Origin of the sequence: Bradyrhizobium sp. 1 (assembly GCF_023073315.1) — a bacterium.
In the GTDB taxonomy this organism is placed as follows: Bacteria; Pseudomonadota; Alphaproteobacteria; order Rhizobiales; family Xanthobacteraceae; genus Bradyrhizobium.
Genome location: NZ_JADPJH010000033.1, coordinates 883,098 through 899,738, shown reverse-complemented (window position 1 = coordinate 899,738; position 16,641 = coordinate 883,098). Strand labels below are relative to the sequence as shown.

Here is a 16,641-nt window from a genome sequence, read left to right as displayed (position 1 = left end):
CTTGACGTGAAGGCACGTGTCACCGTTACCCTGAAGACCGGCATCCTCGATCCGCAGGGCAAGGCCATCGAAGGCGCGCTGAAGTCGCTCGGCGTCGACGGCGTCGCCAGCGTCCGCCAGGGCAAGGTGTTCGACATCGAGCTCGCCGGCGCGGACAAGGCCAAGGCGGAGGCGGCGTTGAAGGACGCCGCCGACAAGCTCTTGGCGAACACCGTGATCGAGAACTATCGGGTGGAACTGCTCTGATGAAGGCCGCGATCCTCGTATTTCCCGGGATCAACCGCGAACGCGACATGGCTCGCGCGCTGAAACTCATCTCGGGCCACGAGCCCGCGATGATCTGGCACGCCGAGACCTCACTGCCTGCCGGCACCGACTTGGTCGTCGTGCCCGGCGGCTTCTCCTATGGCGACTATCTGCGCTGTGGCGCAATCGCCGCGCGTGCGCCGGTGATGGATGCGGTGCGCGACTATGCGGCCCAGGGTGGCCTCGTGCTCGGCGTCTGCAACGGGTTTCAGATCCTCTGCGAGTCCGGCTTGCTGCCGGGCGTCCTGATGCGCAACGCGCGGCTGAAGTTCATCTGCAAGGACGTGCATCTGCGCGTCGAGCGCTCCGACACTCCGTTCACCCGCGGCTACAATGCCGGCCAGGTGATCCGCGTGCCCGTCGCGCATGGCGAAGGCAATTACGAGGCGGATGAAGAGACCATCAAGCGCATCGAGGGCGAGGGGCGGGTGCTGTATCGCTACTGCTCGGCCGACGGCGCGGTCGACGAGAGCCACAACATCAATGGTGCCGCGCATTCCATCGCGGGCCTCGTCAACGACAAGGGCAACGTGCTCGGCATGATGCCGCATCCGGAAAACCACGTCGAAGACATCATGGGCTGCACCGACGGCCGCGGCCTGTTCGCCGGTCTCACTGCGCATCTGGAAAAGGCCGCGTGATCTCGTTCGTGCTGAAGCGGCTGTCGGCCGCCATCGCCGTCGTTGCGTTTGCAACGGCCTCGTCCGCGCAGGATTTCCCAAAGCGTCCTGTGACCATGATCGTGCCGTTCGCGGCTGGCGGCACCTCGGACGTGATCGCGCGCACGGTCGCCGAGCAGATGGGCATTGCGCTCGGCCAGACCATCGTGATCGAGAACGTTGCGGGCGCCGGCGGTTCGACCGCGCTGGCACGCGCGTCCCGCGCCGAGCCTGATGGCTACACCATCGCGATCGGCAATGCCGGCACCAATGCTGCGACCTACACGATCTACCCAAAGCTGCCGTTCACGCCGGACTCCTTCGTGCCGATCGCGATGGTGGCGAAGACGTTCGGCATCATCGCGATCCGCAAGGATTTTCCGGCGAAGGACCTCAAGGAGTTCATCGCCTATGCCAAGGCCAATCCGGGCAAGATCAATCTCGGCCATGCCGGCGTCGGCTCGTCGAATTATTTGATCTGCAAGAGCTTCGTCACCGCTGCCGGGATCGATGCGACGCTGGTGGGCTATCGCGGCGCTGCGCCCGCGCTCACCGATGCGATCGGCGGACAGATCGACGGCGTCTGCGATGCCGCGGCTTCCGTCTCGCAGTCGGTCAACGAGAAGCTGGTGCGGGGGCTCGTGGTCGGCTCGACCGTGCGGCTTGCGACGCTGCCCGATCTGGCGACGTCGGCTGAAGCGGGTCTGCCCGAGTTCGAGGCGCAAGGCTGGAACGGCCTGTTCGCGCCCAAGGGCACGCCGCCAGCGATCATCGCCAAACTGAACGCGGCGGCGCGTACCGCGGTCGAGACCGACGCGGTGAAGAAGCGTTTTGGCGAGCTCTCGACCGTTGCGCCCGATGACAGCGAGCATACGCCGGAGCTGCTTCAGCAGCTGGTGGCGCGCGACGTCGAGAAGTACCGGAAAATGCTGGCGGACGACGCCAAGTAATAGCCGTTTTCGGCTACGGTCTCGTGAACCTGCATCGCGTTCGAGACGACTGACTCCTCGTCGCCATCAAGGCGTGCGCATTCGATATCGCTGATTTTTGCGAGATGAGCAACTCAAAGTTGTCTCATCGCGCCAGTTGCGATATCAGGAAACGTACGCTGTCGTTGTGGATGTCACATGCCCGTCGCTTTGGTCGTTCTGCTGCTCGATATCACGCTGATCTATCACGCCTCGCGGACCGGGCGGTTGCAGCCCTGGGCCTTCATCATCCTGATGGTGCCGCTGATCGGCGCGCTCGCCTATATCGCGGTCGAGCTCGTGCCGGAATGGTTTTCCAGCCCTGGTGCGCGGCAGGCGCGCCAGCGTGTCGCCAATCGGCTTGATCCCGAGAAACGCTATCGCGAGCTGTGCGACCGGCTGGCCGGCACCGACACCATTGCCAACCGCGCGGCGCTGGCCGAGGAGTGCGCGAAGGTCGGCCGCCATGGTGAAGCCGAGCAGCATTACGGTCATATCCTGAGCCTGCCGATGGGCCAGGACCCCGCCTATGCGCTCGGCAAGGCGCAAGCCGAGTTTTCCGCCAAGCGTCCGGCAGATGCGTTGGCGACGCTGGACGATCTCCAGAAGCAATGGCCGGATTTCGACTCCGGCGATGCGCATCTGCTCTATGCCCGCGCGCTCGCCGAAGTCGGACGTCTCGACGAAGCGCTCGAGGAATTTCACGCCGTCGCCGGCTACTTCCCGGGCGCCGAAGCGCGGGTGCGCTACGGCATGTTGCTGCAAATGGTCGGCCGCACCGCCGAGGCGCGCTTGGTCTTCAACGAACTCCTGATCCAGATGCGCCGCGCGCCGAAATATCTGCGCGAGGCACAGGCCGACTGGCTGTCGATCGCGGAGAAGCAGATCTCGGCCTGAGCTACCGCAGCTTGAACTTTTCCGCCGGCACCGTCATCGCGGCAACGCCCGCCATGACCAGCAGCAGCCCCAGCGCCAGGTTCGAGGGCACGCTCTCGCCGAGCAGCAGCACTGATAGCCCGACGCCAATCGGGATGCGCAGATAGCCCTGCGCGTTGGTGGTCAGCGTGCCGAGGCGGCCGAGGCAGACGTAGAACAGCATCAAGCCGAGCGCGCTGGAGACGATGCCCATGACGATGGTGGCGATGATTGCGGTGGGTGTCGGGTGCAGCGTCCAGGGCTGGTCGATGATCAGCGCGGGCGGCAGCAGGATGAGGCCGCCGAACAAGAGCGAGCCGGCCGCTACCACCATCGGATCGTATTCGGAGAGCCTGAGGCCGAAGATCGTCGCGCAGGCAAAGGAGATGGTGGCGAGCAGGATCGCGATCTCCGCGATGATCTCGCTACCGAAGCCACGCAGCGCGTCGAGGCCGACGATGGCGATGGTGCCGGCGAGGCCGAGGATCGCACCGGCGAGCTTGAGCAGCGTCGCGGGCTCGTGGCGCGTGATCAGCGAGGTGATCAGGAAGGCGAAGATCGGCGTCGTCGAGGCCAGCACCACGGTGTTCGAGGCCGGCACATAGAGCTGCGACCAGGTGATGATCAGGAACGGGAAGGTCGAGTTGATCAGTTGCTGGGTCGCGAACAGCTTCCAGGCTTTTGCGTCGGTCGGGACCGTAATGCCGCGCATCCACAGGATCGCGAACAGGAAGGCGGCCGCGATCAGCGAGCGCGCCGAGATGAAGGTGATGGGCGGAATCGTTGGGAGCGCAAGCTTGGCCAGCGGATAGGTGGAGCTCCAGCAGCAGGCGAGCGCGACCAGCAGCGCATAGTCGCGCCAGTTGCGCGCGCCGGTGGCGGGCATGGACGGCAATGGCGATGACACGGAGGCCGCTGTGCTGCGGCCCGTCGGCGACGTGCTCTGCGGCACCTTGTTTCTGCTCCCCGGCGCGAACGCGCTTGGCCAAGTCTGGGTGAGGGGGCGGCAAAAGGGAAGGCGTCGAGCTATGCGTTTGGCTGAGGGAGCGGCTTCCGCTTCGCCCGCTTGATCGTCCCGGAGAAGGTGAACAGAAGGCGCTCGCCGGCGGCCATCTGCCCGCGCAGGAAGATCAGCGAACCGCCGGCGCGGGTGACCTCGCCGGTGCATTCGATCAGCTCGCCCTCGTGTCCCGCATCGAGGAATTCGCAGGCGAAATTGACCGTCACGCCCCGGCCCTGCAGCGCATGGCGGCCGATCGCGAACAGGCAATAGTCCGCGAAGGCCATGAAGCAGCCGCCATGGACGTTGCTGGAGCCGTTCAAATGCTTCTTTTCAACCCGGAAGGCGCAGCGGACGCTGCCATCGGCCTCCAGGCGGTGCCAGAAGGGGCCGATATGGTTCTCAAAGCTGTCGCGGATCCAGGTCTGCCAGCCCTCGAATTCGCCCTCGGTCGCGACATGCAGCTCGGGGCGGGGGGAAGCGGCCGCTTTGGTCAATTCGTGCAAGGAGATGGGCCTTCAATTACGGGTCTTTAGCCCTTAAATCCGATCCGTCAGCGCGTTGCAATTCCTGTTCCCGCACCGTCCTGCCGCAAAACGTGGGACAGCGGGAAAATGCGCCATAAAGGGCTTTTCGTGAGCCCCCGATGTTCCTAAGAACGGCCAAACCCCGCCGAAAGCTTCGAATCCATGAAGAACGAACCCAAGATCACCCCCGAGCTGATCGCCGCCCACGGGCTCAAGCCCGATGAGTACGAGCGCATCCTGAAGCTGATCGGGCGGGAGCCGACCTTCACCGAGCTCGGCATCTTCTCGGCGATGTGGAACGAGCACTGCTCGTACAAATCCTCGCGCCTCCATCTGAAGGGGTTGCCGACCAAGGCGCCCTGGGTGATCCAGGGCCCGGGCGAGAATGCCGGCGTGATCGACATCGGCGACGGCCAGGCGGTGGTCTTCAAGATGGAGAGCCACAACCACCCGAGCTACATCGAGCCCTATCAGGGCGCGACCACAGGCGTCGGCGGCATCTTGCGCGACGTGTTCACCATGGGCGCGCGCCCGATCGCCTGCCTCAATGCGCTGAGCTTTGGCGCGCCCGAGCATGCCAGGACGCGGCATCTCGTGTCCGGCGTCGTCGCCGGCGTTGGCGGCTATGGCAATTCCTTCGGCGTGCCGACGGTCGGTGGCCAGGTCCGCTTCCACACCCGCTATGACGGCAACATCCTCGTCAACGCGATGGCGGTGGGTCTCGCCGACACCGACAAGATCTTCTATGCGGCGGCCTCCGGCGTAAACATGCCGATCGTCTATTTGGGCTCCAAGACCGGCCGCGACGGCATCCATGGCGCCTCGATGGCGTCCGCCGAATTCGACGACAAGTCCGAGGAGAAGCGCCCGACCGTGCAGGTCGGCGATCCCTTCGCCGAAAAACTGCTGCTCGAGGCCTGCCTGGAGATCATGGAAGCCGATTGCGTCATCGCGATCCAGGACATGGGCGCGGCGGGGCTCACCTGTTCGGCGGTCGAGATGGGAGCCAAGGGCGACCTCGGTGTCGATCTCGATCTCGATGCGGTGCCGACCCGCGAGACCGGCATGAGCGCCTACGAGATGATGCTCTCGGAGAGCCAGGAGCGCATGCTCATGGTGCTCAAGCCCGAGAAGGAAAAGGAAGCCGAGGCGATCTTCAAGAAGTGGGGGCTCGACTTCGCCGTGGTCGGCTACACCACGCCGAGCAAGCGCTTCGTGGTCAAGCATGGCGGCGACGTCATGGCCGATCTGCCGATCAAGGAGCTCGGCGACGAGGCGCCGCTCTATGACCGCCCGCATGTCCCCTCCGCGGCGCTGCCGGTCGTGCATGCGCGCGAGGTGCCGGCGCCGATGGGCCTCGGTGCCGCGCTGGAGAAGCTGATCGGCACGCCCGACATGTGCAGCAAGCGCTGGGTCTGGGAGCAGTATGACCACGTCATCCTTGGCAACACCATGCAGCGCCCGGGCGGCGATGCCGCCGTGGTGCGTGTGCAGGACGGGCCGAAGGGGCTGGCGCTGACCGTCGACGTCACGCCGCGCTATTGCGAGGCCGATCCTTATCAAGGCGGCATGCAGGCGGTGGCGGAGGCCTGGCGCAACATCACGGCGGTCGGCGGCAGGCCGCTCGCGATCACCGACAATCTCAATTTCGGCAACCCTGAGCGGCCCGAGATCATGGGCCAGTTCGTCGGCTGCCTGAAGGGCATCTCGGAGGCCTGCCGCACGCTCGACTTCCCGGTCGTCTCCGGCAACGTCTCGCTCTACAACGAGACCAACGGCCGCGCGATCCTCCCCACACCGTCGATCGGAGGTGTCGGCCTGCTCGACGATTTCACCAAGTCGGCGTCGCTAGCCTTCAAGGCCGAGGGCGAGGCGATTCTCTTGATTGGCGACACCCATGGCTGGCTCGGCCAGTCCGTTTATCTGCGCGACATCTGCGGTCGCGAGGAGGGCGCGCCGCCGCCGGTCGATCTCGCTGCCGAGAAGCGCAACGGCGATTGCGTGCGCGGCATGATCCATGCGGGCACCGCGACCGCCGTGCACGACCTCTCGGATGGCGGCCTGCTGATCGCGCTCGCCGAGATGGCGATGGCGAGCGGCATCGGCGCAAAGCTGCTGGCGGCGCCGACTTCGCTTGTCTCGCAGGCCTACTGGTTCGGCGAGGATCAGGCGCGCTATCTCGTCACCGTGCCGGAAACCGAAGCCGGCCGCGTGCTCGCAAAAATGCGCGGCTGCGAGGTACCTTGCGTGCGGATCGGCACCACAGGTGGCGACACGATCGCGATCGCGGGCGAGGCACCGGTTGCGATCGACAGCTTGCGGAAATCGTTCGAGCGCTGGCTGCCGGAGTATATGGGCGGGAAGGCGGCGTAAGCTGCTTTCTCCGTCATTGCGAGCGTAGCGAAGCAATCCAGTCTTTCTGCGGAGGGACTCTGGATTGCTTCGTCGCATCAGCGCAAAATTGCTTCGCAATTTTGTCGCGAGCTCCTCGCAATGACGCGTTGAGAGACCTCGGCCTCACAGCACGTGCGAGGCCCCCGGAATCTTCCGTAAGCCCGCCGTCAGGCCCCAGCTCAGCATCACCGTGAGCACGAAGCCTATCGCCGCTTTCACGATCGCCGGCAGGCTGGTGTCGAACAGCGCGTACTGGATCCACAGCGCGATCGGATAGTGCACCAGGAACATGCCGTAGGCGTCCGCCTGCATGCGGTCGAGCAGGTTCGGGCCCGGCGCCTTCGAATGCAGGAAGAAAGCGAGGATCGCGAGCAGGATTCCGGCCGAGAACAGCACGAAGAACGTGCCGTAGATCGCTTGGTACCAGTGCGGCTGCGGGTCTGGATTGCCCAAAACTTCGCGCTTGATGTAGATCATCACCCACATCAGGCAGTACGGGATCAGCGTGGCGATCACCCATAGCCAGCGGCTTTTCGGCAGCTGGCCGTCGGCGCTGAGAATGCCGCGATCGAAATTCGCAGCACCGACGCTGACGCCGATGAAGAAATAGGCGAAGTAAAGCAGGATGCGGCTCGCCTGCACCGAGAACGGCCCGAACTCGAACCATCTGCTGCCGCCGAAATAAATCAGCGCCGGTACGTAGGCGATGATCGAGACAATAGCGACCATCAGCCAGAAGACGAACGGCTGCTCAAATCCGCGCAGCGAGACGCGGTTGCCGGGATCGACCAGATGCGCAGAGACCCGGTAGAGCAGGCTTGCGGTCAGGTCGAAGGCCAGCAGCACCCACACGAACCAGATCGGGCCGCTCGGCCATGGGCCAACGGTAATCGTCTTCCACCAGAACGCGGCGAAGGTCAGCTCGGGATCGGCCCGCAGCGCGATCGCGTAATAGGCGAGCGGAATAACGGTGAACGCCGCGATCGCGAACGGCAGCCCGAGCCGCAGCAGGCGATCGCGCAGGAAAACTGAAGGCGCTTTGCGCGCGATGCCGGGCCAGGTGAACAGGCCCGACAGGAAGAAGAACATCGCCATGAAGAAGCTGTCGGTGGCGAGCACGACGATGTCGAAGCCGATCCAGGAGGCCGGATCGGTGTGACCGAAATAGGTGTAGGGAATCACGGCGTGATGCAGCAGCACCACCAGCGTCAGCAAGGTGCGGGCGCGATCGAGCGAGACGTTGCGCGCCTTGGCCTTCGGCGCGGCATGCGCCTCTGCACCGATCGCCGCGGAATGTGACATCGTGATCATGGCCGCCCCGGTTGCGCTCCTGTCCCGGGCGGACTGTGCCGCCGGGAACCGGATTCAGCAAGCGCAGTTTGTGCCGCGCATCGCCCGCGCAGCGCGTCAGGAACCAGTTCCGTGCAGCGTAGTTAGGGTCCACGTAAAGGTTGAGGGCCGTAAGGCGCGCCCTTAGATCGGAGTTGGCGATGACGATCCTGAAATGGGCGCTGATCTTCCTGCTGATCTCGATCGTGGCGGGCGTGCTCGGCTTCACCGGCATCTCGGCCGCCTCCGCCGATATTGCCCGCTTCCTGTTCTACGTCTTCGTCGTGATCTTCCTGGTGCTGCTGGTGCTCGGGCTCACGATCTTCAGGGCGTAGCCGGACTGCTTGCCACGCACTCAGCCGTCATGCCGGGCTTGTCCCGGGCAGTGGCAAAGAACGTGGATGGCCGGGACGAGGCCCGGCCATGACGGCGACGTATAGCGGGGGCTACCCCACTTCCTCGATCTTCACCTTGTCCGGATAAAAGGCGAGATGACCGGAAATCTCCGTCATCGCGGGGAAGGGCGCCTCATAGGTCCAGATCGCGTTGTCGAGCGTCTTGCCGTCGGCCTTGACGCTGTAATAGCTCGCGTCGCCCTTGTACGGGCAGTGGGTGACGCGTTCGGTGCGCTCCAGCAGCGCCATGTTGGCGTCCTCCCGTGGCACATATTGCACCGCCGGATATTTGGCCTCCTTCAAGACCAGCGCCTTGCTGCTCTCGGCGATCACGACGTCGCCGGCCGTGACGCGGACGCGGCGGGGGTTTTGGGTGATGGTGATGGGGTGGTCGGGCCCTGGGAGCTTCATGAGTTCACGCCTTTTCGATCATCTGCCGCGCGCGGCACTTTGTCGTGCCTTTATCCGGATGGGATCAGGCATATAGTGCCTGAAGGCGTGACGTAGAAGGCCGTTCACGCTAAGTTTGGCCCTGCCGGCAAGTTTGGCTTTACCGATCCGGACCCCGGCAAGCGATTCGAAGCCGAGACCGAAAGACGAGACAGGAGCACGACCCGAATGCCCATGGACGCCCACGATATCGAGGCGATGATCAAGGCAGCGATCCCCGATGCCGAGGTGACCATCCGTGACCTCGCCGGTGACGGCGATCACTATGCCGCGACCGTGATCTCGGAATCCTTCCGCGGCAAGTCCCGCGTCCAGCAGCACCAGATCGTCTATCAGTCGCTGCAAGGCCAGATGGGCGGCGTGCTGCACGCGCTGGCGCTGCAAACCGGCGTACCCGGCACTTGACGAAGTTGCACCCGACCTGACCAGCGCGACGGGGCACGATGATGGCTGCGGACAATCCACGCGGCGCGATGTTCCGCGTCATCCTGCCGAACCAGCACAGCCGGGTCACAAACGTCGAGCTGTTCTTCGATCTCGTCTTCGTCTTTGCGGTGACACAGGTGTCACACACGCTGCTGCACCATTTCACGCCGCTCGGCGCGGTCGAGGTCACGCTGCTGTTTCTGGCGGTGTGGTGGGTGTGGGTCTATACCGCCTGGGTCACCAACTGGCTCAATCCCGAACTGACGCCGGTCCGCATCCTGATCTTCCTGATGATGCTCGGCGGCCTCGTGCTGTCCACGACGATCCCGACCGCCTTCGACGGCCGTGGCCTCTGGTTTGCGATCGCCTACGCGACCATGCAGGTCGGACGCACCGCGTTCTGGCTGTTTGCGACCCCGCGTCACCGGACCGCGGTCCGGCACAATGCGATCCGCATCCTGGTCTGGCTGTGCGGCTCCGCGATCTTCTGGATCGTCGGCGGCCTCGCGCATGATGAGGCGCGGCTGTGGTTCTGGATCGTGGCGCTGACGATCGAATATGTCTCGCCGTCGGTCCGCTTCTGGGTCCCGAAGCTGGGTTTCTCGTCGGTCGAGGCCTGGGCCGTCGAAGGCGGCCACATGGCCGAGCGCTGCTCACTCTTCATCATCATCGCGCTCGGCGAGGCCGTCGTCGTCAACGGCGCGACCTTCGCCGAGCTGGAGTGGACCGCGGACAACATCCTGGCCTTCGTCTCGGCACTGGTCGGAGCCATCGCGATGTGGTGGGTGTATTTCCACAAGGGCGCCGAGGCCGGCTCCGAAACGATCTCGAAATCCGCAGAATCCGGCCGGCTGGCGCGGCTCGCCTACACCTATCTGCACATGCCGATCATCGCCGGCATCATCCTGACCGCGGTCGCGGACGAACTGGTGCTGAAGCACCCGACCGGACATTCCGATATCAGGACCATCGTCAGCACGATCGGCGGGCCCCTGGTATTCCTGGTCGGCACCATTCTGTTCAAGCACGCGATCCGCGGCTTCCTCCAGCTCTCGCACGGTATCGGCATCATCCTGCTGCTGATGCTGTGGTGGTTCGCCGCCGATCTCTCGCCGCTCTGGCTGTCGGTCGCGACGACCGTGATCATGATCGTCGTGGCGGTGTGGGAGTCGCTGTCGCTGGGGTCAAAGGTGGAGGAGGCCGCGGAGCACTGAACTTCCGAAGCGCTTACTCCGCCACCTCCAGCGCATGCACCGAGAACATCTTCGCCGCATCGGTCCAGCTCTCGCGCACCCGCCAGCCGGCGCCCTGCGCCAGCGTGGCGAAACGTTCGATGCTGTATTTATAGCTGTTCTCGGTGTGGATGCTCTCGCCCGGGCGGAACGAGAAGCTGGTGCCGAGCAGGCGCACCGTCTGGTTCTTCTTGCTGATCAGGTGCATCTCGATGCGGTGCCGCTCGCGATTGTAGATCGCGCCATGGGTGAAGGCGGACAGGTCGAAATTGCCGCCGAGCTCGCGGTTGATCCGCACGAGAACATTGAGGTTGAAGCGCGCGGTGACGCCGGCGGCATCGTTGTAGGCGTCGTGGAGCACGCGCTCGTCCTTCTCGAGATCCGCGCCGATGATCATCTGCGCGCCCCGGCCGAGGATCTCGCGTGCGCTCCTCAGGAAGGCCTGGGCTTCATGCGGTTCGAAATTGCCGATGGTCGAGCCCGGGAAGAAGCCCACCTTGGGCATCGACGCGACCGCCTTGGGCAGCTCGAATGGCGTGGTGAAGTCGGCGGCCACCGGATAGATACCGAGCGAGGGAAAATCCCGCTTCAGGCCGTTCGCCTGCGCTTTCAGGAAATCGCCGGAGATATCGACGGGCACATAGGCCGCGAACTTGCACTGGTTGAGCAGCAGGCGGACCTTCGTGGTTGCACCCGCGCCGAACTCGACCAGCGCCGCATGCTCCGGAATGATCTTTGCGATCTCGCTGCCGCGTTCCTTCAGGATCGATAGCTCGGTGCGCGTCGGATAATATTCCGGCAGCTTCGTGATGGCCTCGAACAGCTCCGACCCTGTCGCGTCGTAAAAGTATTTCGGCGACAGCTTTTTCGGCTGCTGCGAGAGGTCCTCGATGGCCTCGCGGGCGAAGGCGGTGGTCTGCTCGTCGGGAAGATGGGCTTCGGCCAAAGCGCTGGCGTGCACATTCATGATACTCTCCTGAACGCGCTGTCCGGCGCGCATCTGTCGTCGGATTAAAGACTAGACGTAATCTGCGAGCCGCAGTCCGGTGAACTGCCAGCGATGGTGCGGATAGAAGAAGTTGCGATAGGTAATACGGCTGTGGTCGTCAGGAGTTGCAAGCGAGGAGCCTCGCAGCACCAGCTGGTTGATCATGAACTTGCCGTTGTATTCGCCGAGCGCGCCTTCGATGGCGCGGTAGCCGGGGTAGGGTGAGTACGAGCTGCGGGTCCACTGCCAGACGATGCCGAAGGCGTCGTTGAGCGCGCCCGCGCGTGCCGCGACCTCCCATTCCGTCTCGGTCGGCAGATGTTTCCCGGTCCAGCGCGCGAAGGCGTCGGCTTCGTAATAGCTGATGTGGCAGACCGGTGCGTCCGGATCGACGGGCTTCAGGCCTGCGAGCGTCATCACCTGCCATGCGCCGTCGACCTCGCGCCAATGGCCTGGGGCTTGCCAGTCTTCCTTGCTGGCGGCGGCAAAGCCGTCCATCAGCCAGAGCGTTGCTTTTGCGTAGCCGCCGTCGCGCATGAAGGCGAGCCATTCGGCGTTGGTGACGAGATTGCGGGCGACCTTGACGGGGCCGACGAGCGCGCGATGCGCCGGCTTCTCGTTGTCGAAATGAAAACTGTCGTCGACATGGCCGACGGTGTGGATGCCTTCGTTGAGCATCAGCCAGTCGTCACCGGTGCGCGTCGCGGACGGAAAGCGCCAGTCCCGGTCGTAAGCCGGATAGACCGGGTTCTGCGCGAAGGCGTGCAGGATGTCGGTGAACATCAATTCCTGATGCTGCTGCTCGTGATTGAGCCCGACCTCGACCAGCGGTGCCAGGGCCTGGAGCTTGTCTTCGCTGGTTTCGCGGAAGAATTTGACGACGGCCGCATCGACATGGCTGCGATAGGCCCCGACCTCGTTGGCGCCGGGACGGGTGATGTCACCGCGATGATTGCGGGCATGACGAGGGCCCGCGCTGACGTAATAGGAATTGAACAGGAACGCGAAATCGGGGTGGAAGGGCCGGTAGCCCGGCGCATGCTCGCCAAGCAAAAATTGCTCCCAGAACCAGGTGGTGTGGGCCCGGTGCCATTTCGCAGGGCTCGCGTCCGGCATGGACTGGATCTGCTGGTCCTCGGGCGAGAGCGGCGCGGCCCGACGTTCGGTCTCGTTGCGGACGGTGACAAAGGCGTCCTCCAGCCGCCGGGCGAGGTTGCCCCGGTCAAAAGGCGGTGACGAAAGCGGCGGACTGGCCGTAGCGGAGGCTTGTTTCGTCACGTTTTTCTCCAGACAGGACAAGAGAACGTTGTTGGCGTTGCCCGGTTCCAAAACCGGGGTTTGTCCTAGATAGGGGCTCCGTTACGGTATGAAAGTCCTCCCCGGCGATGATATTCGTGGCATCATGCAATGAGCCCGGCGCCCTCTGGACCGCTCATTCTGGGGCTGTTCGCCGCCATTTTACTTTGGATGCACAACGGTTTGGGCTACATATATAGGGAAGGATCGGGTTAGATCGGCTGAGCCGGCCCGAACCAATTGTTGGGGGCTCCGCCCCAGAAGGACACGGATATGAGCATCGCGGAATTCATCGCCAACGAAGTCAAGTCGAACGACGTGGTTCTGTTCATGAAGGGCACGCCGCAGTTTCCGCAGTGCGGTTTCTCCGGCCAGGTCGTCCAGATCCTCGACCACATCGGCGTCGGCTATAAGGGCCTCAACGTTCTCGAATCCGCCGAGCTCCGCGACGGCATCAAGACCTTTTCGAACTGGCCGACCATTCCGCAGCTCTATGTGAAGGGCGAGTTCGTCGGCGGCTGCGATATCATCCGCGAGATGTTCCAGGCCGGCGAATTGCAGCAGCTTCTCTCCGAGAAGGGCGTCGCCGTCGCGGCCTGACGCATGACCTCGCTGTCGCGCCGCATTGGCGGCGCCAGGCTTGAGGTCGTCGTTGCTGACATCACCACGCTGAGCGTTGACGCCATCGTCAACGCGGCCAACACGTCGCTCCTTGGCGGGGGCGGCGTGGACGGTGCGATCCATCGGGCTGCTGGGCCTGATCTCGTCGCCGAGTGCCGTATGCTTCACGGCTGCAAGACGGGCGATGCCAAGATCACCAAAGGCTATCGGCTCAAGGCCGCGCATGTGATCCACACCGTCGGACCTGTCTGGAACGGCGGTACGCTCGGCGAGGACGATCTGCTCGCCTCCTGCTATCGCCGTTCGATCGAGCTGTGCGGCAAGCACAAGCTGACCTCGGTAGCATTCCCCGCGATTTCGACCGGCATTTTCCGTTTCCCGGCCGACCGGGCCGCGAAGATCGCGATCAATGCGACCATGGAAGCCCTGCCGGCCGCGCCGCTGGTCGCGCATGTCATATTTTGTTGCTTCTCCGAGGCAAGCGCCGCTCTCCACACGGACGTTTTGGCGCGCTACGGCAACCCTTGTGCCTGATGGCGCGGCCAGTACACTCCGCCCGCCCATGTTCCGGGGAGGGGATATGATTTTACAGTCTGGACTGCGTGCGCTGGTCTGCGGCGCGCTCGTTTCGCTCGGCGCGATGTCGCTCGCGCGCGCGGAGGGCACTTACGAGATTCCCGCCGGCGCGCATTTCAATCAGGAGAAGCTCGCCAAGATCAGCGAGTTCTTCAAGAACGAGGTCGCGACCGGCAAGATCTCCGGCGCAACCGTGCTGATCAAGCAGCATGGCAAGCCGGTCTTCCGCGAAGCCTTCGGCGTGCAGGACGTCGCCAGCAAGGCGCCGATCACCGACAAGACGATCTTCCGTCTGTTCTCGATGACCAAGGCGATCACCTCGGTGGTCGCGATGAAGCTGGTCGAGGACGGCACGATCAAGCTCGATGATCCCGTCTCGAAATACATTCCGTCCTTCGCCAATTTGAAGGTCGGCGTCGAGAAGAAGGCCGACGACGGCACCAAGTCGCTCGAGCTGGTGCCGCAAAACCGGCCGATGACGGTGCACGATCTGATGACGCACACCTCAGGCGTCACCTATGGCTTCTACGGCGAGAGTCTTGTCCGCAAGGCCTATCGTGACGCCAAGATTTACGACGGCGATTTCGACCTCGCCGAGTTCGCGGAGCGCATCGCCAAACTGCCGCTGCACAATCAGCCCGGCGCGCTCTGGCAATACGGCCATTCCACCGACATTTTGGCGCGCGTCATGGAAGTCGCGGCCGGCAAGCCGCTGCTGGACATCGAGCGGGAGAAGCTGCTCGGTCCGCTCGGCATGGTCGACACCGGCTTCCTCGTTACCGACCCCGAGAAACAAAAGCTTCTCGCGCAGCCGGTGCCGAACGACAGCGATTTCCGCGTCGGCCGGATCAACGATCCGACCGTTGTCAAGAAATGGCAGTCGGCCTCTGGCGGCATGGTCTCGACCATGGCGGACTACGAGCGCTTTGCGCAGATGCTGCTCAACGGCGGTTCGCTCGACGGCAAGACCATCCTCAAGCCCGAAACGTTCAAGCTGATGGTGACCGACCAGATCGGTCCGAAGTCCGGCGTCGATCGCGACTATTTCTACTTCCCCGGCGACGGCTTTGGCTTCGGCCTTGGCCTTGCGGTTCGCACCGACCCCGGCAACGCAAAACCGCCGCCGCCCGGTGATCTCGGGGAATTGAAGTGGGACGGCGCCTCCGGCTGCTATTTCGTGATCGACCCGAAGCAGGACATGTTCTTTGTCCTGCTGGAGCAGACCCCGACCGAGCGCCAGCGCGTGCAGCGGACATTGAAGCAGTTGGTTTATGAAGCTATGGAAAAGTGACATGAACGGGCGCCGCGCACTGATCGCGGCGCTTGTTGTTCTGTTCGGCGTCGTGGGTGCGAAGGCAGGCTCCGAGCGCACCACGCACAATCTCTCGCCCGAGGGCCTCGCAAAGGTTTCCGACTACATCCGGAACGAGATCGTGGCCGGCACGTTTCCGGGCGCGATCCTGCTGCTTCAGCAGCACGGCAAGCCGGTCTATTACGAGAATTTCGGCGTCCGCGACGTCGCGACCGAAATTTCGATGAGCACGGATACGATCTTTCGTCTCTATTCGATGTCGAAGCCGATCACGACAGTCATGGCGATGATGCTGGTCGAGGAGGGCAAGCTCTCGCTCGACGATCCCGTCGCAAAGTACATTCCGGCCTTTGGCGAGATGAAGGTCGGCGTCGAGAAGAAGGCGGAGGACGGCAAGGTTTCGTTGGCGCTGGAGCCGCTCAATCGCCCCGTCACGATCAAGGATCTGATGCGCCACACCGCCGGACTGCCCTACGGCTATTATGGCGGGAGCCTGGTGAACAAGGTCTATGCCGACGCGGGTCTGTTCGACAACAAGGCTTTGACCAATGCCGAACTCGTCGCGAAGATCGCGGCGCTGCCGCTCGCCGAACAGCCCGGCACGATCTGGGATTACGGCCATTCCACCGACGTGCTCGGCCGCATCATCGAGGTGATCTCGGGGAAGACGCTGCTCCAGTTCGAGAAGGAGCGGCTGCTTGATCCTCTCGGAATGACGGATACCGCATACTACGTGGCCGATCCCGCCAAATGGCCGCGCATCGCCGAGCCGATGCCGGCTGATCGCGCGATCAGTCCGATGACGCAGGTCCGCGATCCCAGGAAACCATTGAAATGGGAATCGGGTGGTGGCGGCATGGTCGGCACGGTCAGCGACTATGCGCGCTTCTCACAAATGCTGCTCAACGGTGGCACATATGAGGGCCGGCGCTATCTCAAGCCCGAGACCATCGCGATGATGGCGTCGGATCACATTGGTCCCGAGACCAAGATCGCGCGCGACCAGAATTATTATCCGGGCGGGACCAGCGGCTTCGGCCTCGGCTTCGCCGTGCGCACCTCGGTGCCTTCAGGGACTTCATGGCCGCTTGGCGAATATCGCTGGGACGGCGTCGGCGGCACGTTCTTCTTCATCGATCCCGAAGACGATCTGTTCGGGATTTTCATGGTGCAGACCCCGTCGCAGCGCGGCCGGATTCAGCTCGCGCTGAAGACGCTGATCTATCAGGCGATGGGGCGGTAGATTT

The 16,641-nt window shown here is 63.8% G+C and carries 18 protein-coding genes; 12 read left to right on the top strand and 6 right to left on the bottom strand.

What is annotated here, in order from left to right:
* Positions 1–6 precede the first annotated feature (6 nt).
* From purS to IVB29_RS29345, 4 genes are all read left to right on the top strand, one after another.
* Complete coding sequence (purS, locus tag IVB29_RS29360; RefSeq protein WP_015685059.1) at positions 7–246, top strand: phosphoribosylformylglycinamidine synthase subunit PurS; 240 nt, start codon at positions 7–9, stop codon at positions 244–246.
* The gene (purQ, locus tag IVB29_RS29355) at positions 246–947 is read left to right on the top strand and encodes a phosphoribosylformylglycinamidine synthase subunit PurQ (RefSeq protein WP_247506865.1); all 702 of its coding nucleotides are present in this window, start codon (positions 246–248) and stop codon (positions 945–947) included. Before purS ends, purQ begins: the two co-directional genes overlap by 1 nt.
* Positions 944–1,915, top strand: coding sequence for a tripartite tricarboxylate transporter substrate binding protein BugD (locus IVB29_RS29350; protein WP_247506864.1), 972 nt, complete (start codon positions 944–946; stop codon positions 1,913–1,915). The genes purQ and IVB29_RS29350 overlap by 4 nt, the downstream gene beginning before the upstream one ends.
* 177 nt (positions 1,916–2,092) lie before the next feature.
* Positions 2,093–2,830, top strand: coding sequence for a tetratricopeptide repeat protein (locus tag IVB29_RS29345; RefSeq protein WP_247506863.1), 738 nt, complete (start codon positions 2,093–2,095; stop codon positions 2,828–2,830).
* 1 nt (position 2,831) lies between these two features.
* On the opposite strand, the gene IVB29_RS29340 is transcribed toward IVB29_RS29345, so the two are convergent.
* Positions 2,832–3,800, bottom strand: coding sequence for a DMT family transporter (locus tag IVB29_RS29340; protein ID WP_247506862.1), 969 nt, complete (start codon positions 3,798–3,800; stop codon positions 2,832–2,834).
* Positions 3,801–3,874: 74 nt separating this feature from the next.
* Entirely contained in the window at positions 3,875–4,354 is a 480-nt protein-coding gene (locus IVB29_RS29335; RefSeq protein ID WP_247506861.1) for a PaaI family thioesterase, read from the bottom strand.
* A 183-nt stretch (positions 4,355–4,537) separates the two neighbouring features.
* Between IVB29_RS29335 and purL the strand changes: the two genes are divergently transcribed.
* Positions 4,538–6,748, top strand: a complete 2,211-nt coding sequence (gene purL, locus IVB29_RS29330) for a phosphoribosylformylglycinamidine synthase subunit PurL (RefSeq protein ID WP_247506860.1) — start codon at positions 4,538–4,540, stop codon at positions 6,746–6,748.
* Positions 6,749–6,892: 144 nt separating this feature from the next.
* Here the strand turns inward: purL and IVB29_RS29325 are convergent, their stop codons facing one another.
* On the bottom strand, positions 6,893–8,080 hold the full coding sequence (locus tag IVB29_RS29325) for an acyltransferase (protein WP_247506859.1): 1,188 nt from the start codon (positions 8,078–8,080) through the stop codon (positions 6,893–6,895).
* Between the two features lie 179 nt (positions 8,081–8,259).
* Between IVB29_RS29325 and IVB29_RS29320 the strand changes: the two genes are divergently transcribed.
* The gene (locus IVB29_RS29320) at positions 8,260–8,433 is read left to right on the top strand and encodes a DUF1328 domain-containing protein (protein WP_008139417.1); all 174 of its coding nucleotides are present in this window, start codon (positions 8,260–8,262) and stop codon (positions 8,431–8,433) included.
* 111 nt (positions 8,434–8,544) lie between these two features.
* On the opposite strand, the gene IVB29_RS29315 is transcribed toward IVB29_RS29320, so the two are convergent.
* Positions 8,545–8,904: a DUF427 domain-containing protein gene (locus IVB29_RS29315; protein ID WP_247506858.1), complete on the bottom strand. Its 360-nt coding sequence runs from the start codon at positions 8,902–8,904 to the stop codon at positions 8,545–8,547.
* A gap of 207 nt (positions 8,905–9,111) precedes the next feature.
* Between IVB29_RS29315 and IVB29_RS29310 the strand changes: the two genes are divergently transcribed.
* Positions 9,112–9,348: a BolA family transcriptional regulator gene (locus tag IVB29_RS29310; RefSeq protein WP_008139419.1), complete on the top strand. Its 237-nt coding sequence runs from the start codon at positions 9,112–9,114 to the stop codon at positions 9,346–9,348.
* Positions 9,349–9,389: 41 nt separating this feature from the next.
* Complete coding sequence (locus IVB29_RS29305) at positions 9,390–10,583, top strand: low temperature requirement protein A (protein ID WP_247507010.1); 1,194 nt, start codon at positions 9,390–9,392, stop codon at positions 10,581–10,583.
* A 13-nt stretch (positions 10,584–10,596) separates the two neighbouring features.
* Here IVB29_RS29305 and egtD read toward each other — a convergent pair whose 3' ends face one another.
* Together egtD and egtB are read right to left on the bottom strand one after the other, a co-directional pair.
* Positions 10,597–11,568 carry an L-histidine N(alpha)-methyltransferase gene (gene egtD / locus IVB29_RS29300; RefSeq protein WP_247506857.1) on the bottom strand — a complete coding sequence of 324 codons (972 nt, stop codon included), beginning with the start codon at positions 11,566–11,568 and terminating at the stop codon, positions 10,597–10,599.
* A gap of 51 nt (positions 11,569–11,619) precedes the next feature.
* Complete coding sequence (gene egtB / locus IVB29_RS29295) at positions 11,620–12,918, bottom strand: ergothioneine biosynthesis protein EgtB (protein ID WP_247506856.1); 1,299 nt, start codon at positions 12,916–12,918, stop codon at positions 11,620–11,622.
* A 240-nt stretch (positions 12,919–13,158) separates the two neighbouring features.
* Here egtB and grxD point away from each other — a divergent pair, with 240 nt between their 5' ends.
* The 4 genes from grxD to IVB29_RS29275 are packed head-to-tail and all read left to right on the top strand — an operon-like array spanning position 13,159 to position 16,637.
* Positions 13,159–13,485, top strand: a complete 327-nt coding sequence (grxD, locus tag IVB29_RS29290) for a Grx4 family monothiol glutaredoxin (protein WP_247506855.1) — start codon at positions 13,159–13,161, stop codon at positions 13,483–13,485.
* A gap of 3 nt (positions 13,486–13,488) precedes the next feature.
* The gene (locus IVB29_RS29285) at positions 13,489–14,040 is read left to right on the top strand and encodes an O-acetyl-ADP-ribose deacetylase (RefSeq protein ID WP_247506854.1); all 552 of its coding nucleotides are present in this window, start codon (positions 13,489–13,491) and stop codon (positions 14,038–14,040) included.
* Positions 14,041–14,086: 46 nt separating this feature from the next.
* On the top strand, positions 14,087–15,373 hold the full coding sequence (locus tag IVB29_RS29280; RefSeq protein WP_247506853.1) for a serine hydrolase domain-containing protein: 1,287 nt from the start codon (positions 14,087–14,089) through the stop codon (positions 15,371–15,373).
* A gap of 1 nt (position 15,374) precedes the next feature.
* Positions 15,375–16,637, top strand: a complete 1,263-nt coding sequence (locus IVB29_RS29275; protein WP_247506852.1) for a serine hydrolase domain-containing protein — start codon at positions 15,375–15,377, stop codon at positions 16,635–16,637.
* The last annotated feature ends 4 nt before the right edge of the window (positions 16,638–16,641 follow it).

Coding starts and splice junctions, on each gene's coding strand:
- IVB29_RS29320 (WP_008139417.1), top strand. CDS start 8,260: ATGACGATCCTGAAATGGGCGCTGATCTTCCTGCTGATCTCGATCGTG.
- IVB29_RS29345 (WP_247506863.1), top strand. CDS start 2,093: ATGCCCGTCGCTTTGGTCGTTCTGCTGCTCGATATCACGCTGATCTAT.
- IVB29_RS29275 (WP_247506852.1), top strand. CDS start 15,375: ATGAACGGGCGCCGCGCACTGATCGCGGCGCTTGTTGTTCTGTTCGGC.
- IVB29_RS29305 (WP_247507010.1), top strand. CDS start 9,390: ATGGCTGCGGACAATCCACGCGGCGCGATGTTCCGCGTCATCCTGCCG.
- IVB29_RS29315 (WP_247506858.1), bottom strand. CDS start 8,904: ATGAAGCTCCCAGGGCCCGACCACCCCATCACCATCACCCAAAACCCC.
- IVB29_RS29310 (WP_008139419.1), top strand. CDS start 9,112: ATGCCCATGGACGCCCACGATATCGAGGCGATGATCAAGGCAGCGATC.
- purL (WP_247506860.1), top strand. CDS start 4,538: ATGAAGAACGAACCCAAGATCACCCCCGAGCTGATCGCCGCCCACGGG.
- purQ (WP_247506865.1), top strand. CDS start 246: ATGAAGGCCGCGATCCTCGTATTTCCCGGGATCAACCGCGAACGCGAC.
- IVB29_RS29325 (WP_247506859.1), bottom strand. CDS start 8,080: ATGATCACGATGTCACATTCCGCGGCGATCGGTGCAGAGGCGCATGCC.
- grxD (WP_247506855.1), top strand. CDS start 13,159: ATGAGCATCGCGGAATTCATCGCCAACGAAGTCAAGTCGAACGACGTG.
- egtD (WP_247506857.1), bottom strand. CDS start 11,568: ATGAATGTGCACGCCAGCGCTTTGGCCGAAGCCCATCTTCCCGACGAG.
- IVB29_RS29280 (WP_247506853.1), top strand. CDS start 14,087: ATGATTTTACAGTCTGGACTGCGTGCGCTGGTCTGCGGCGCGCTCGTT.
- IVB29_RS29285 (WP_247506854.1), top strand. CDS start 13,489: ATGACCTCGCTGTCGCGCCGCATTGGCGGCGCCAGGCTTGAGGTCGTC.